General features: G+C 53.9%; 15 protein-coding genes and 1 riboswitch. Of the genes, 9 read left to right on the top strand and 6 right to left on the bottom strand.

The annotated features are described in order from the left end of the window. Positions 1–421 precede the first annotated feature (421 nt). Together purH and purD are read left to right on the top strand one after the other, a co-directional pair. A complete protein-coding gene (purH, locus tag R9X49_RS23065; protein WP_319850575.1) occupies positions 422–2,011 on the top strand; it encodes a bifunctional phosphoribosylaminoimidazolecarboxamide formyltransferase/IMP cyclohydrolase in 1,590 nt (529 codons plus the stop codon). 17 nt (positions 2,012–2,028) lie between these two features. Beyond that, positions 2,029–3,315 (top strand): phosphoribosylamine--glycine ligase, encoded by a 1,287-nt coding sequence (purD, locus tag R9X49_RS23060; RefSeq protein ID WP_319850574.1) that lies wholly within the window; start codon positions 2,029–2,031, stop codon positions 3,313–3,315. A 71-nt stretch (positions 3,316–3,386) separates the two neighbouring features. On the opposite strand, the gene R9X49_RS23055 is transcribed toward purD, so the two are convergent. From R9X49_RS23055 to nudC, 6 genes are all read right to left on the bottom strand, one after another. Next, positions 3,387–4,073: a DUF1481 domain-containing protein gene (locus R9X49_RS23055; RefSeq protein ID WP_319850573.1), complete on the bottom strand. Its 687-nt coding sequence runs from the start codon at positions 4,071–4,073 to the stop codon at positions 3,387–3,389. 4 nt (positions 4,074–4,077) lie between these two features. After that, positions 4,078–4,350, bottom strand: coding sequence for a nucleoid-associated protein HU-alpha (gene hupA, locus R9X49_RS23050; RefSeq protein WP_005970302.1), 273 nt, complete (start codon positions 4,348–4,350; stop codon positions 4,078–4,080). Between the two features lie 204 nt (positions 4,351–4,554). Continuing rightward, complete coding sequence (locus tag R9X49_RS23045; protein WP_319850572.1) at positions 4,555–5,145, bottom strand: YjaG family protein; 591 nt, start codon at positions 5,143–5,145, stop codon at positions 4,555–4,557. A 77-nt stretch (positions 5,146–5,222) separates the two neighbouring features. After that, complete coding sequence (gene nfi / locus R9X49_RS23040; RefSeq protein ID WP_319850570.1) at positions 5,223–5,912, bottom strand: deoxyribonuclease V; 690 nt, start codon at positions 5,910–5,912, stop codon at positions 5,223–5,225. Between the two features lie 15 nt (positions 5,913–5,927). Beyond that, a complete protein-coding gene (gene hemE, locus R9X49_RS23035) occupies positions 5,928–6,992 on the bottom strand; it encodes a uroporphyrinogen decarboxylase (protein WP_319850569.1) in 1,065 nt (354 codons plus the stop codon). A 148-nt stretch (positions 6,993–7,140) separates the two neighbouring features. After that, complete coding sequence (nudC, locus tag R9X49_RS23030) at positions 7,141–7,923, bottom strand: NAD(+) diphosphatase (protein ID WP_319850568.1); 783 nt, start codon at positions 7,921–7,923, stop codon at positions 7,141–7,143. Between the two features lie 108 nt (positions 7,924–8,031). On the opposite strand from nudC, the gene rsd reads away from it, so the two are divergent. From rsd to thiH, 7 genes are all read left to right on the top strand, one after another. Beyond that, entirely contained in the window at positions 8,032–8,493 is a 462-nt protein-coding gene (gene rsd / locus R9X49_RS23025; RefSeq protein ID WP_180779701.1) for a sigma D regulator, read from the top strand. Positions 8,494–8,615: 122 nt separating this feature from the next. Then, positions 8,616–8,769, top strand: a riboswitch (TPP riboswitch). 114 nt (positions 8,770–8,883) lie between these two features. Beyond that, positions 8,884–10,848 (top strand): phosphomethylpyrimidine synthase ThiC, encoded by a 1,965-nt coding sequence (gene thiC / locus R9X49_RS23020; RefSeq protein WP_319850567.1) that lies wholly within the window; start codon positions 8,884–8,886, stop codon positions 10,846–10,848. Next, the gene (gene thiE, locus R9X49_RS23015; RefSeq protein WP_319850566.1) at positions 10,845–11,486 is read left to right on the top strand and encodes a thiamine phosphate synthase; all 642 of its coding nucleotides are present in this window, start codon (positions 10,845–10,847) and stop codon (positions 11,484–11,486) included. Before thiC ends, thiE begins: the two co-directional genes overlap by 4 nt. 1 nt (position 11,487) lies before the next feature. After that, complete coding sequence (locus tag R9X49_RS23010) at positions 11,488–12,267, top strand: HesA/MoeB/ThiF family protein (RefSeq protein ID WP_319850565.1); 780 nt, start codon at positions 11,488–11,490, stop codon at positions 12,265–12,267. After that, entirely contained in the window at positions 12,264–12,464 is a 201-nt protein-coding gene (gene thiS / locus R9X49_RS23005; protein ID WP_010285513.1) for a sulfur carrier protein ThiS, read from the top strand. The genes R9X49_RS23010 and thiS overlap by 4 nt, the downstream gene beginning before the upstream one ends. A gap of 1 nt (position 12,465) precedes the next feature. Beyond that, the gene (locus R9X49_RS23000) at positions 12,466–13,248 is read left to right on the top strand and encodes a thiazole synthase (RefSeq protein ID WP_319850564.1); all 783 of its coding nucleotides are present in this window, start codon (positions 12,466–12,468) and stop codon (positions 13,246–13,248) included. After that, positions 13,248–14,369: a 2-iminoacetate synthase ThiH gene (thiH, locus tag R9X49_RS22995; protein WP_319850563.1), complete on the top strand. Its 1,122-nt coding sequence runs from the start codon at positions 13,248–13,250 to the stop codon at positions 14,367–14,369. The genes R9X49_RS23000 and thiH overlap by 1 nt, the downstream gene beginning before the upstream one ends. Positions 14,370–14,399 lie beyond the last annotated feature (30 nt).

The following is a 14,399-nucleotide window of genomic DNA, read 5'->3' as shown; positions in this document are numbered from 1 at the left end:
CTTCGCGAGGTGGCGTATATTACGCTTTTCACCTTCAGAGTCAACGCTTATTTTAAAGCGTTTTCTCTTTCTTTACCGACCCGGTTGTGAATCACAGCGCCGTGTCGATGGAGGCGCATTATAGGGACTTCTCGACCTGTCGCAATAGGTATTTTAAAGAAAAATGACTGTTTGCTGCATTCCACAGCAAAACCCCTCCTTATACCTTTTTTTGCACAAATTTATCCACAGAAAGCATTCTACTCAAAAATTGACGAGCATCACGCAAACGTTTTCGCTACAATTCACCCCGTTCAAAATCGTCGTATTTTTGCGAACGCTAACTGAATATTTCTCTTTATTCCGCAATTATTGCTCTGACAAAGACGATATTCACATACCGTTCTTTACTGACTACCCAAATCCAGGGGATAACATCATCATGCAACAACGCCGTCCAATTCGCCGCGCTCTGCTCAGCGTTTCTGACAAAGCAGGTATTGTCGAATTTGCTCAAGCTCTTTCCCACCGTGGCGTCGAGCTCCTTTCAACCGGAGGAACCGCCCGTTTGCTGGCTGATGCTGGCCTAGCAGTGACTGAAGTCTCTGACTACACTGGCTTCCCGGAAATGATGGATGGGCGTGTAAAGACCCTGCACCCGAAAGTACACGGCGGTATTCTGGGACGGCGCGATCAAGATGATGCGATCATGACGCAGCATGACATTAAGCCGATCGATATCGTTGTAGTGAATCTGTATCCGTTTGCCCAGACCGTAGCTCGTGAGAACTGCACATTAGAAGACGCCGTCGAGAATATCGATATCGGCGGCCCGACGATGGTTCGCTCCGCCGCTAAGAACCATAAAGATGTCGCTATCGTGGTCAAGAGCAGCGACTACAGCGCCATCATTAATGAAATCGACGCCAACGAAGGTTCACTGACCTACGAAACCCGTTTCGATTTAGCGATCAAAGCCTTCGAACACACTGCCGCGTACGACAGCATGATTGCCAACTACTTTGGCGCACTGGTTCCTCCTTACCACGGTGAAACCGATAAACCATCAGGTAACTTCCCACGAACGTTGAACCTGAACTACATCAAAAAGCAGGACATGCGCTACGGCGAGAACAGCCATCAGCAAGCTGCCTTCTATATAGAAGAGAATATTAGCGAGGCTTCTGTCGCGACGGCTACACAGTTACAAGGAAAGGCACTGTCTTATAACAACATCGCCGATACCGATGCGGCGCTGGAATGCGTGAAAGAATTTGCCGAACCGGCCTGCGTTATAGTTAAACATGCGAATCCATGTGGTGTAGCAATTGGCGGCTCAATCCTTGATGCCTACGAACGCGCCTATAAAACCGACCCAACATCCGCATTCGGCGGCATTATCGCTTTCAACCGTGAACTGGATGAAGAAACGGCGCAGGCTATTATCAGCCGTCAGTTTGTCGAAGTGATTATTGCGCCATCTGCCAGCGAGGCCGCATTGAAGGTGACCGCTGCCAAACAAAACGTACGCGTCCTGACCTGTGGCAATTGGCAGCAACGTGTTGCTGGTCTGGATTTCAAACGCGTCAACGGCGGTTTGCTGGTACAGGATCGCGATCTGGGCATGGTTGATGCGTCTCAACTGCGTGTCGTGACCGAACGCCAGCCGAGCGAGCAGGAATTACGCGACGCTCTCTTCTGCTGGAAAGTGGCTAAATTCGTTAAATCCAATGCGATTGTGTATGCACGCGACAATATGACCATCGGAATAGGTGCCGGTCAGATGAGCCGCGTTTATTCAGCAAAAATCGCCGGAATCAAAGCGGGCGATGAAGGGCTGGAGGTAAAAGGTTCTGCTATGGCATCTGATGCGTTCTTCCCATTCCGTGATGGCATTGATGCCGCTGCGGCCGTTGGCATTACCTGCGTGATCCAACCTGGTGGGTCCATTCGCGATGATGAAGTCATTGCCGCCGCCAACGAACACGGCATTGCGATGATCTTTACCGACATGCGCCACTTCCGCCATTAATTCTGGAGCTGACCGAAATGAACATTTTAGTAATTGGTAATGGCGGACGCGAGCACGCGCTGGCCTGGAAAGCCGCACAGTCCCCTCTGGCAAAACACGTTTATGTCGCTCCGGGAAATGCGGGCACTGCGCTTGAGCCAGCGCTGACCAACGTCGATATCGCCGCAACCGATATTCCAGCGCTCGTCGCTTTTGCGCAAGAAAACCGCATTGACTTAACCATCGTTGGCCCAGAAACACCGTTAGTTCTTGGTGTTGTTGATGCATTTCAGAGTGCAGGCCTAAAAATCTTTGGCCCAACACAGGGCGCAGCACAGCTGGAAGGTTCTAAAGCCTTCACTAAAGATTTTCTGGCACGCCACAGCATCCCGACAGCGGAATACCAGAACTTCACTGAAGTTGAACCCGCGCTGGCCTATGTACGCAGCAAAGGCGCACCGATCGTCATCAAGGCCGACGGACTAGCCGCCGGTAAAGGTGTCATTGTCGCCATGACGTTGCAGGAAGCAGAAAACGCCATTCAGGATATGCTGGCAGGAAATGCATTCGGCGATGCCGGACACCGTATCGTGGTGGAAGAATTCCTTGATGGCGAAGAAGCCAGCTTCATCGTGATGGTGGATGGCAAGAATGTGCTGCCGATGGCAACCAGTCAGGATCATAAACGCGTTGGGGATAAAGATACGGGCCCAAATACTGGCGGAATGGGTGCTTATTCTCCAGCCCCGGTCGTGACTGATGAAATCCACCAGCGAGTGATGGATCAGGTAATTTGGCCAACCGTAAACGGCATGGCCGCAGAGGGAAATACCTACGTCGGTTTCCTGTATGCGGGCCTGATGATTTCTGCCGATGGTCAGCCAAAAGTGATCGAATTCAACTGCCGCTTTGGCGATCCAGAAACACAGCCAATTATGCTGCGTCTGCGTTCCGATCTGGTGGAACTGTGTCTGGCAGCCTGTGACGGCACGCTAGACCAGAAAGATTCCGTTTGGGATGAACGTCCGTCTCTGGGCGTGGTATTGGCCGCAGGCGGCTACCCGGCTGACTACAACACGGGTGATGTGATTTCCGGTTTACCGCAGCAGGATACCGAAGATGGTAAGGTCTTCCATGCTGGTACTAAGCTGAACGGTATTAATGTTGTTACCAACGGCGGCCGTGTACTGTGCGTCACCGCACTGGGCAATACCGTCGCTGAAGCGCAGCAGCGCGCTTACGAAATCGCAGCGGGTATTCAGTGGCAAGGGGTATTCTGTCGAAAAGACATCGGCTATCGAGCCATTGAGCGCGAGCAAGCCTGATAGGCGATCTGATAACGATTGTCTGATAAATACTGAAGCCCGGAGAAATCCGGGTTTTTTATAGCTAATAGCTATTTGGGTTCCCACTGGCAAACATCATCTTCCACCACCAGCAATAACTGCGTCCCTTCCGGTGCTTCCAGCCACGCGACATTTAGCGGGCGCGTTGCATGCACTTTCTGCTCCGCGATCCATTCACGCGAATCATTGTCAAAATCAGGGCGAACTACCGTACCGTCACAAGACTGAACCTGCCCTTCCAGCCATTTCCCTTGTTTTAGCGTCACCTTGCCTGCACGCAGTACATCGCTCAACTCCAGCATGCGCTTAGCATCAAACTGGTAGAGCGCGACATCATCATCAGAAACCGATTCACGCCTTTCGGCAAGTTGCCGTTGCATAAAGCTGACGGTTCCATCTTCTGCAAAGCGCAAGCGCATATCTTCTTTTTGCGCGCCGAGCTGATTACGCTGTATCTCACTCAGCTTATCCTGCTGGAACGTATAGCGAGTCACCACCAGGCCGTTGCCCTGAAGCGGGTTGAACACGGTGGTCAGCGCCGTCGTATTCTGCGCATCGTCTTTACGCCACAAACGCACGATACCGCGATCGGCAACGTAACCGCTGGCGAAAAATTCCGGCGGTGCGGTGCGGCTACCACAGGCCACCACGGCAGTCAGCACGAGGCCTGCTCCACACAAACGTCGTAAAAGCAAAAGGGGCGAAAACGCCCCTCTGCTTAAACTTTTAACCGACATGGGCTTATTTAACAGCGTCTTTCAGAGCCTTGCCAGAAACAAACGCTGGCACGTTGGCAGCAGCAATTTTGATTTCTTTACCGGTTTGTGGGTTGCGGCCAGTGCGCTCATTACGATGGTTGACTTTAAACGTACCAAAACCAACTAATTGTACTGCATCACCTTCTTTCAGAGACTCGGTAATTGCCGCCAGAGTTGATTCCAGAGCTGCTTTAGCCTGTGCTTTTGACAGATCAGCTTTGTCCGCAATTACATCAATCAGTTGAGTCTTATTCATAAGTTATCCTTACAGTGTGTTTATCGCTTGCTAAGCATCGAGTGCGACGGATATGCCATCTCCCTTTTCAGGGTGTGGTAGCACTCTCCTGCATACACGCACCGACAGCCACTTTTTTTACGCCCCCCAAATGTAGACCAGACAGGGTGCGAATGTGAAGCCTTAAGACAGGCCATTTCAGGCCTTAAATCACGTTTTATCGCGTTATTGATGCAAATTTATCCCGATGTTACTACTTCCGGCCTCGCGCAGATCGGAACGGAGCCCTTTTATTAGCTCAATGTCGCGTTCTTCACAGGCCGCCAACAGGCGAAAAATCTCCCATTGGATGTCCCATTCTTCTTCAATTGCAGGCAAAACCTTTAGCTCATCGTCGGTCATTTCTTTGCCTGCCTGCGTCATTTCCAACATGGCAACCGTGCGGATAGACGTTTCGCTAATCGCTATCGCATGTTCGAGCGTTGCACCGCTTAAACGCGAATGAATCAGCTCGCCCAACGCGATACAGGCATCAATAGCCGGGTAGACGCCGTAAAGATCGTAATCTTCCGCAGCAGGAATCGCTTCTTCCAGCTTTTCCAACTGGCTATCGAAATTAACCTTCGCATCTTTAACAACCAGTGTTTCCCATACCAGATCGAGAATGCGGCGGTAAACCATCGCATCGCCGAACTCTGTTTGATGACAGAATTCGTGGTAGTTGGGATACATACGTTCACAAAGACATGCCATGAAAGTGACATGTTGCCAGCTTGCCAATTTTTCCAGACGTAAATGAATGGGGTTACGTAACATTTTTATGCTCATTAACAGCGACGGACGGCAGTGTACCTGAAATCACAGTGACGCCCTATGCCTGAATTCCTAAAGTTTTACGACAATACGTTAGCGGCTTGCTGCCGTTGCCAACGCACAAATGCGGGACGATTCGATGCAACAGCATCAGCCCAGCGGGTCGGCTCCGGTAAACGGTAGCCGCGCATGCAACGTTGCACCCAGTGTAATGCACTGTCCTGACCCACTCGATGCCCCGTCGCCACAAACAGCGGATTACAGCGCGCTTTGCTACGCCATACCCAGCCAATCTGTTCGCCTTTATCCAGTAACGGCTGCTGACTGCCGACGCTCTCCGCCAACGGTTCAAATCGGCCACACAGCCGACTTTTTGCCACGCCAATCGTCGGAACATCAACCAGCAGGCCAAAATGGCTGGCAACGCCGAGGCGTCGAGGGTGAGAAATCCCATGCCCATCGACAAACAGCAGATCGGGTTTCTGTTCAAGCAATGCCCACGCGGCAAGCAGCCCAGGGCATTCGCGAAATGAAAGAAAACCGGGGATATAGGGCATCGTCGTGCTGATACGCGCAATCTTGTATTCTACCAGTTCCAACGAAGGATAGCGCATTACCGCAATCGCAGCGCGAGTGACCGAGCCTTCTTGCTCAAAGCCAACATCTGCACCCGCGATAAACGCGGGCTGCTCAAAAGGTAAATCGTCGTGCCGAATCACATCAGAAGCGCGGGCCAGTTGCTCAGCCCGCAGCTGTTGTGTATCAATCACATCACCTCCTGTGAATCATGCGTGATAAGGGCGAGACAACCGATGGACAGCCTCAACAAACACGCCGGCATGCTCCGGCGGCACGTCCTGATGAATGCCATGCCCCAGATTGAAAACATGCCCGTTGCCTTGTCCAAACTCTGCGAGGATCGACGCCACTTCCTGCTCGATCCGTGCCGGATCGGCATACAACATCGACGGATCCATATTTCCCTGTAGCGCCACTTTATCGCCCACGCGGCGGCGAGCGTCGGCAATATCGCTCGTCCAGTCCAGACCCAGCGCGTCGCAGCCCGTCTCTGCCATTGCCTCCAGCCACTGGCCTCCACCTTTGGTAAAGAGTGTCACTGGCACACGGCGGCCTTCGTTTTCACGCAGTAAACCATCAACAATCTTATGCATGTACCGCAGGGAGAATTCTTTGTAGTCACGTCCGCTCAGCGCGCCGCCCCAGGTATCGAATACCATCACTGCCTGCGCGCCAGCGCGAATTTGCGCGTTGAGATAAAGAATGACGCTATCAGCCAGCTTATCCAGCAGCAGGTGTAACGTTTTAGGCTCAGCGAACATCATTTTCTTGATGACGGTAAATGCTTTGCTGCTACCGCCTTCAACCATATAGGTCGCCAGCGTCCACGGGCTGCCCGAGAAACCGATCAACGGCACTTCACCGGCGAGGTTTTTACGGATCGTCCGCACTGCGTTCATCACATAACCGAGTTCCTGCTCAGGATCGGGAATCGGCAGGTTAACTACATCGGCATGAGACGTGATGGGAGAGTGAAAGCGTGGGCCTTCCCCTGCTTCAAAATAGAGCCCTAAGCCCATGGCGTCAGGAATAGTCAGGATATCGGAGAACAGGATCGCCGCATCCAGCGCATAGCGTCGTAAAGGTTGTAACGTGACTTCGCAAGCCAGTTCTGCGTTTTTACACAGTGACATAAAATCACCCGCCTGCGCGCGCGTTGCCTTATATTCCGGCAAATAACGCCCCGCCTGACGCATCATCCATACCGGGGTGACATCAACGGGTTGGCGCAATAACGCCCGCAAGTAGCGATCGTTTTTCAGATCAGTCATGTTCTTTTCCTTTCAACCTCACGGCGGTTCGACACCGGATAGATGTGATGAAACGGATGCGTTATAAAACGAACGCTTTATAAAACGAATACGCTATGACGCGAGTACGTTGTGTACGCGAGTCATTCATGGCGCAAATAGTACCACGTCAGCCTTCGTTCTCGTGATAAGCGCGACACAACACCACCGTATCCTCGATAAGCCGACGCGCCACAGTGCCCGGCGGGGGCAACTGCGGGAGTTGGTCAAAGCGGAACCAGCCCGCGTCACGCAGCTCTTTCGGGTCGTGCTTGATTTCTCCCCCCGCATACTCAGCCATAAACGCCATCATCAACGAATGCGGGAAGGGCCAGGGCTGCGAACTCACGTAGCGCAGGTTTTTTATCTGGATTTGGCTCTCTTCCATCACCTCGCGCACAACTGTCTGTTCCAGCGTTTCGCCCACTTCCACAAACCCGGCCAGCACGGTGTACATGTTTCCGCGATGCCGGTTGTGCTGCGCCAGCAAGATTTCCTCGCCACGGCGAATCGCGACAATGATGCAGGGCGCAATCTGCGGATAATAACGCTCTTTGCAGTGGTGACATAAGCACGCCAGTTCCGTTTTACTCCGCACCATTTCATGACCGCAGTAACCGCAAAAACGATGAGAACGATAGAACTCAGCCAGCTGTACGCCTCGCCCCGCCAGTTGGAATAAGCCCACGTCCTGATCGAGCAGTTGGCGAACCGATGCCATATCGGAATCCCGGCCCTGACACACCAGCCAGACAGGCTGTTCTTGCCATTCGCCGATTTGGCGAGCCGTTTTCCCCTGCAAAGACCATTTCGTCGCCGTTCCACACGGTAATTCTCCCTGGGGTAGCCAGATTTGTACCGCATCGCTAACCACCCACCAGCCGGTCTCATCACCTTTTAGCGTCTGTTCCATATCTTTTTATTGCTCCACTGCCACTTCACTGGCATTTTACATTCAGAGTGATTACATAAGTTTTATAACTGGGATTTCAGTTATTTCTTACCGTTCACGGAGTCAACAATGCTAAACCAGCTACAAAGTCTGACTGAATACGTTGGTGGCAATAATGCGTTAATCGACCAATGGCTACAAGCGCGTAAGCAGCTTCTGGTGGCTTACTATCATCTGGTTGGCATCAAGCCGAACAAGGAAGCGCTTTCTCTTCTGGATGAAGAAGCATTGGATAATTTTTGCCAGAACCTGGTGGATTACCTTTCTACTGGCCACTTTCATTTATACGAAAAGATGCTGCATGAAGCAGCGACACACAGCGAACAGCTCTTAGCCCTTTCCACTCAGCTCGACCTCGCCCTGCAAAACAACACGCAGCAAATCATGGCGTTTTACGATAACCATCTGGCGACGGCTATCGACCATGATAACTGCCTCGAATTTCAGCAGGCACTTTCCAGCGTCGGTGAAGCTCTGGAAGAGCGTTTTACGTTAGAAGACAACATGATCCGTCTGGTTTACGACAACTAGCGGTCATTTAGCGTTATTTAAGAACATCGCTATACGCTGCACAGGCAAAACCGGCATGCTTTGACATCCGTGTTTTGCCGACATACAGTGTAGGGGTTTTATTGGCCCGTTTAAGAAACGGGCATATCTTGTCGGAGTGCCTAGCGTGCTCGTGTTTTGTTTTACGAAATCAATCGTTTTACGAAACCTATGAGCGCACAGGCTGAGACCGTTAATTCGGGATCCGCGGAACCTGATCGGGTTAATACCTGCGAAGGGAACAAGAGTAATGCACCTCATTGAGCCCAAGGCTGCGTATTCCTACATACCTGCTCTGATGCCCAATACCCTTATTACTCCCTCCGGGCTCCAGACAAGCAATCTTCCCTTTACGTCTTACAGGAACTTGCTATGTCTACAGAACCATTGTCTACAAAACCACAGCTATCTACAGCATCCAAATCGGGTCGCCGCGAGCAGCGTGCCGCTGCCCAGCAATTTATCGATACCTTGCAGGGAACGGCTTTCCCTAATTCCAGCCGTATCTACCTTGCAGGTTCACGCGACGATATTCGCGTGCCAATGCGAGAAATTCAGCTCAGCCCGACGCTACTCGGCGGCGGCAAAGACAATCCTCAATACGAACCCAATGAACCGATCCCGGTTTACGATACGTCAGGGCCTTATGGCGACCCCGTCGCCCAACCCGATGTCCGCGTTGGGTTAGCGAAGCTGCGCGCCAGCTGGATTGCCGAACGTCACGACACCGAAGCGCTATCCGGCGTCAGTTCCGATTTCACCCAGCAGCGTCTGGCAGATGCAGGACTGGATCATCTGCGTTTCGAACACTTGCCACGGCCGCTACGTGCCAAAGCAGGCAAACGCGTCACCCAACTCCACTATGCGCGGCAGGGCATCGTTACCCCAGAAATGGAATTTATCGCCATTCGTGAAAATATGGGGCGCGAGCGCATTCGCACTGACGTGCTGCGCCAGCAGCATCCGGGCCAGAGTTTTGGCGCCCTTCTGCCGGAAAACATCACGCCGGAATTTGTCCGTCAGGAAGTGGCCGCCGGGCGCGCCATTATTCCTTCCAACATCAACCACCCAGAATCAGAACCAATGATTATCGGCCGCAATTTTCTGGTGAAGGTTAACGCCAATATCGGCAATTCCGCCGTGACGTCCTCCATCGAAGAAGAGGTGGAAAAGCTGGTCTGGTCTACCCGTTGGGGCGCGGATACGGTGATGGACCTCTCAACCGGCCGCTATATTCATGAAACCCGCGAGTGGATTCTGCGTAACAGTCCCGTGCCGATCGGAACCGTACCGATCTATCAGGCGCTGGAAAAAGTGAACGGCGTGGCGGAAAATCTGAACTGGGAAATGTTCCGCGACACGCTGCTGGAGCAGGCAGAACAGGGCGTGGACTACTTTACCATCCACGCTGGCGTGTTGTTACGCTATGTGCCGATGACGGCTAAACGCCTGACCGGCATCGTCTCACGCGGCGGTTCCATTATGGCGAAGTGGTGCCTGTCGCATCACAAAGAGAGCTTCCTGTACGAGCACTTCCGCGAAATCTGTGAAATCTGTGCCGCCTATGATGTCGCGCTGTCGCTAGGGGACGGCTTACGCCCCGGCTCCATTCAGGACGCCAACGACGAAGCCCAATTTGCCGAACTGCATACACTGGGCGAGCTGACCAAAATCGCCTGGGAATACGACGTACAGGTGATGATCGAAGGCCCCGGCCACGTTCCGATGCAGATGATCCGCCGCAACATGACCGAAGAGTTGGAGCACTGCCATGAAGCGCCGTTCTATACGCTCGGCCCATTAACCACCGATATCGCACCGGGTTACGATCACTTCACCTCCGGCATCGGCGCCGCCATGATCGGCTGGTTCGGCTGCGCGATGCTCTGTTATGTCACACCGAAAGAACATCTAGGCCTGCCGAACAAAGACGACGTTAAACAGGGGTTAATTACCTACAAGATCGCCGCCCACGCTGCCGATTTGGCAAAAGGTCACCCCGGCGCGCAGATTCGTGATAACGCTATGTCGAAGGCGCGTTTTGAATTCCGCTGGGAAGACCAATTCAATCTGGCGCTCGATCCCCAAACGGCACGCGCCTACCACGATGAAACGCTGCCACAAGAATCCGGTAAAGTCGCTCACTTCTGTTCTATGTGCGGCCCCAAATTCTGCTCGATGAAAATCTCACAGGAAGTACGCGACTACGCCGCGAAACAGGAAGCGGAAGCCAAACCGATCGAAGTGGGTATGGCGCAAATGTCGCAAGAATTCCGCTCGCGCGGCAGCGAGCTTTATCACAGCGCCACCAGCCTGCAAACCGAGGAAAGCAAATGACGGACTCGACGCCTTTTGCCCCAACGGCGCAGCGGCTGGGGCTCTATCCCGTCGTCGATAGCGTGGAGTGGATCGAGCGACTACTCAGCGTCGGGGTAAAAACGATCCAGTTGAGGATCAAAGCTCGGTCAGATGAACAAGCTGAAGCCGATGTGATCCAAGCGATCGCCTTGGGTCGCCGCTATCAGGCGCAGCTTTTCATCAACGACTATTGGAGATTAGCCGTAAAACATCAGGCGTACGGCGTACATCTGGGTCAGGAAGATCTGGATACCGCCGATCTGGCTGCGATTAAACAAGCTGGCCTGCGCTTGGGCATTTCCACACACGACGATCGTGAACTGGCGCGCGCGGTGGCGATAAACCCGTCCTACATCGCACTGGGGCATATTTTCCCTACGCAAACCAAAGAAATGCCATCAGCGCCGCAGGGGCTGGCCGAACTGACGCGACACATAACCGATCTGCAAGGCCGTTTTCCCACCGTTGCGATCGGCGGTATCAGCATCGATAGAGTCCCTGCGGTGCTAAAAACAGGCGTCGGCAGTATTGCCGTCGTCAGCGCCATTACGCAGGCACCGGACTGGCGTCAGGCGACGGCAACGCTACTCAGGATGATTGAAGGGCGGGAGGCATAACATGGTAACGCATCACCACTCTACGCCAGCCGGGCTGAGCGACGGCGAGTTCATGCGCTACAGCCGTCAGCTCATGCTGGAAGATATTGGCCCGGAAGGTCAGGAGAAGCTCAAAGCCGCCAGCGTTCTGCTGGTCGGACTAGGTGGGCTGGGCGCGCCCGCTTCGCTCTATCTGGCTGCCGCAGGGATCGGCACGCTGCTGCTTGCCGACGATGACGCACTGCATATCAGCAACCTGCAACGCCAGATTCTGTATCGCACCAGCGAAACCGACAAGCCCAAAGCCGTGCTGGCCCAGCGTCAGCTACAGGCGTTAAATCCGCACTCGGAAGCCATCGCACTCACTGAAAGGCTTAGTGGTGAGACACTAGATAATGCCGTCAGCCGCGCCGATCTGGTGTTGGATTGCAGCGACAACATGACCACTCGCCACGCGGTTAACGCCGCCTGCTTTAACGCAGGCAAGCCGCTAATCAGCGGGAGTGCCGTCGGTTTCAGCGGGCAGCTCGCCGTCTTCATGCCACCTTATCACGCTGGCTGCTACGCCTGTCTGTATCCCGATACGGCGGAACCACAGCGCAACTGCCGTACCGCAGGCGTGCTGGGTCCGGTGGTCGGCGTAATTGGCACACTTCAGGCGCTGGAAGCGATCAAGCTGCTGGCCGGTATGCCGTCCGCGCTGGACGGCAAGCTGAGAATGTTCAATGGCAAACAGCAGAGCTGGAACACGCTCCAGCTCACACGCGCGCCCCATTGCTCGGTATGCGGGGGAACAGCATGAGAATCACGCTGAATGATGAGCCCTTTGAGTTCCCAGAGGCCATCACGGTTGAAGCGCTGCTAAGCCAGATAAACCGGCTCCAGCCTGGCACAGCGCTGGCCATCAATCAAACCATTATCCCGCACGCCACTTGGTCACAGCATCAGGTTCAGGACGGTGATGATATTTTGCTTTTTCAGGCAATCGCGGGAGGATGACATGCTGCACATTGCCGATACGACATTAACTTCACGGCTGCTGACCGGCACCGGGAAATTCGCCACACCAGAACTGATGCTAGCAGCACTCGAGGCCTCCGGTTCACAGCTCGTGACCATCGCGATGAAACGCGTTGACCTGAACGGCGGCAACGATGCCATTCTCGCCCCACTACGCCAGCTCGGCATTAAGCTGCTGCCGAATACATCGGGGGCCAAAACCGCAGAAGAAGCCATTTTTGCCGCCCGACTGGCGCGTGAAGCATTGGGCACTCGCTGGCTAAAGCTGGAAATTCACCCCGATGTGAAATACCTGCTGCCCGACCCTATCGAAACCCTGAAGGCCGCCGAACAGCTGGTAAAAGAAGGATTCACGGTACTGCCTTACTGCGGGGCCGACCCGGTACTGTGCAAACGGCTGGAAGAGGTCGGCTGCGCGGCAGTGATGCCTCTCGGCGCACCGATTGGCTCCAATCAGGGGCTACAAACGCGTGATTTTCTCCGCATCATCATCGAACAGGCACGCATTCCGGTAATAGTCGATGCGGGCATTGGCGCCCCCAGCCATGCGGCCGACGCGCTGGAAATGGGAGCCGATGCCGTTCTGGTCAATACGGCCATCGCGGTTGCTCGCGATCCAGTGGCTATGGCGCACGCATTCCGGCTGGCGGTCGAGGCAGGTGGCCTTGCTCGTCAGGCCGGTCTGGGAAGTAAACAGTTCGTCGCCAGCGCCACCAGCCCACTCACCGGTTTCCTGCATCGGCAAACGGAAGGGGCGGAGTGATGAGCGTTGATTTTCAAACCGTCTGGGAACAGCTCGACTGGGATGACTTGACGCTGCGCATCAACGGTAAAACCGCACAGGATGTTGAACGGGCGCTCACTGCGCCACACTTGACGCGTGACGATTTTATGGCGCTCATTTCACCTGCCGCCAGCGCCTATCTGGAACCGTTAGCCCAGCGAGCACAGCAGCTCACTCGACAGCGCTTCGGCAATACGGTGAGTTTCTATGTACCGCTGTATCTGTCCAATCTGTGCTCTAACGATTGTACCTACTGCGGCTTTTCGATGAGCAACCAGATCAAGCGGAAGACACTGGATGAGGCAGAAATCCTGCGTGAATGCGCCGCTATCAAGAAACTGGGGTTTGAACACCTGTTGCTCGTGACTGGCGAACACCAGCGTAAAGTAGGCATGGACTATTTTCGTCGTGTCTTTCCGCTGATCCGGCCGCTTTTCAGTTCGCTGATGATTGAAGTTCAACCCTTGTCGCAGGACGAGTACGCCGAATTAAAAGCACTGGGTCTGGATGGCGTCATGGTCTATCAGGAAACCTATCATCCGGCGACCTACCAACTGCACCATCTAAAAGGACAAAAGCAGGATTTCCACTGGCGGCTCGCCACACCGGATCGGCTTGGTCGAGCCGGGATCGACAAGATCGGGCTGGGTGCCTTAATCGGCCTGTCCAATAGCTGGCGCACCGACTGCTACATGGTGGCGGAACACCTGCTGCACTTGCAACAAAGCTACTGGCAGAGCCGGTATTCCATCTCATTCCCGCGCCTGCGCCCCTGTGCGGGCGGCATTGAACCGGCATCGATTATGGATGAAGCCCAGCTCATGCAGGTGATTTGCGCATTCCGGTTGCTGTCACCGGATATTGAATTGTCGCTCTCCACGCGCGAATCACCGTTCTTTCGCGATCATGCCATTCCTATCGCGATTAACAACGTCAGCGCCTTTTCCAAAACCCAGCCGGGTGGCTATGCCGATGACCATCCTGAACTGGAACAGTTTTCCCCCCATGATTCACGACGTCCTGAAGACGTAGCACAGGCCATCGTGCGCGCAGGTCTCCAGCCCGTATGGAAAGACTGGGACGGTTATTTAGGCCGATAGTCACTCAGCGGATAAGTTATTGAGCAGATA

Origin of the sequence: Pectobacterium carotovorum (genome assembly GCF_033898505.1) — a bacterium.
GTDB classification, from domain to species: Bacteria; Pseudomonadota; Gammaproteobacteria; order Enterobacterales; family Enterobacteriaceae; genus Pectobacterium; species Pectobacterium carotovorum_J.
This window is presented reverse-complemented; position numbering and strand designations above follow the sequence as displayed.

Excerpts from the sequence above, each read along its gene's own strand:
- purH (WP_319850575.1), top strand. The coding sequence starts at position 422 with ATGCAACAACGCCGTCCAATTCGCCGCGCTCTGCTCAGCGTTTCTGAC.
- purD (WP_319850574.1), top strand. The coding sequence starts at position 2,029 with ATGAACATTTTAGTAATTGGTAATGGCGGACGCGAGCACGCGCTGGCC.
- R9X49_RS23055 (WP_319850573.1), bottom strand. The coding sequence starts at position 4,073 with ATGTCGGTTAAAAGTTTAAGCAGAGGGGCGTTTTCGCCCCTTTTGCTT.
- hupA (WP_005970302.1), bottom strand. The coding sequence starts at position 4,350 with ATGAATAAGACTCAACTGATTGATGTAATTGCGGACAAAGCTGATCTG.
- R9X49_RS23045 (WP_319850572.1), bottom strand. The coding sequence starts at position 5,145 with ATGTTACGTAACCCCATTCATTTACGTCTGGAAAAATTGGCAAGCTGG.
- hemE (WP_319850569.1), bottom strand. The coding sequence starts at position 6,992 with ATGACTGATCTGAAAAACGATCGCTACTTGCGGGCGTTATTGCGCCAA.
- nudC (WP_319850568.1), bottom strand. The coding sequence starts at position 7,923 with ATGGAACAGACGCTAAAAGGTGATGAGACCGGCTGGTGGGTGGTTAGC.
- rsd (WP_180779701.1), top strand. The coding sequence starts at position 8,032 with ATGCTAAACCAGCTACAAAGTCTGACTGAATACGTTGGTGGCAATAAT.
- thiC (WP_319850567.1), top strand. The coding sequence starts at position 8,884 with ATGTCTACAGAACCATTGTCTACAAAACCACAGCTATCTACAGCATCC.
- thiE (WP_319850566.1), top strand. The coding sequence starts at position 10,845 with ATGACGGACTCGACGCCTTTTGCCCCAACGGCGCAGCGGCTGGGGCTC.
- R9X49_RS23010 (WP_319850565.1), top strand. The coding sequence starts at position 11,488 with ATGGTAACGCATCACCACTCTACGCCAGCCGGGCTGAGCGACGGCGAG.
- thiS (WP_010285513.1), top strand. The coding sequence starts at position 12,264 with ATGAGAATCACGCTGAATGATGAGCCCTTTGAGTTCCCAGAGGCCATC.
- R9X49_RS23000 (WP_319850564.1), top strand. The coding sequence starts at position 12,466 with ATGCTGCACATTGCCGATACGACATTAACTTCACGGCTGCTGACCGGC.
- thiH (WP_319850563.1), top strand. The coding sequence starts at position 13,248 with ATGAGCGTTGATTTTCAAACCGTCTGGGAACAGCTCGACTGGGATGAC.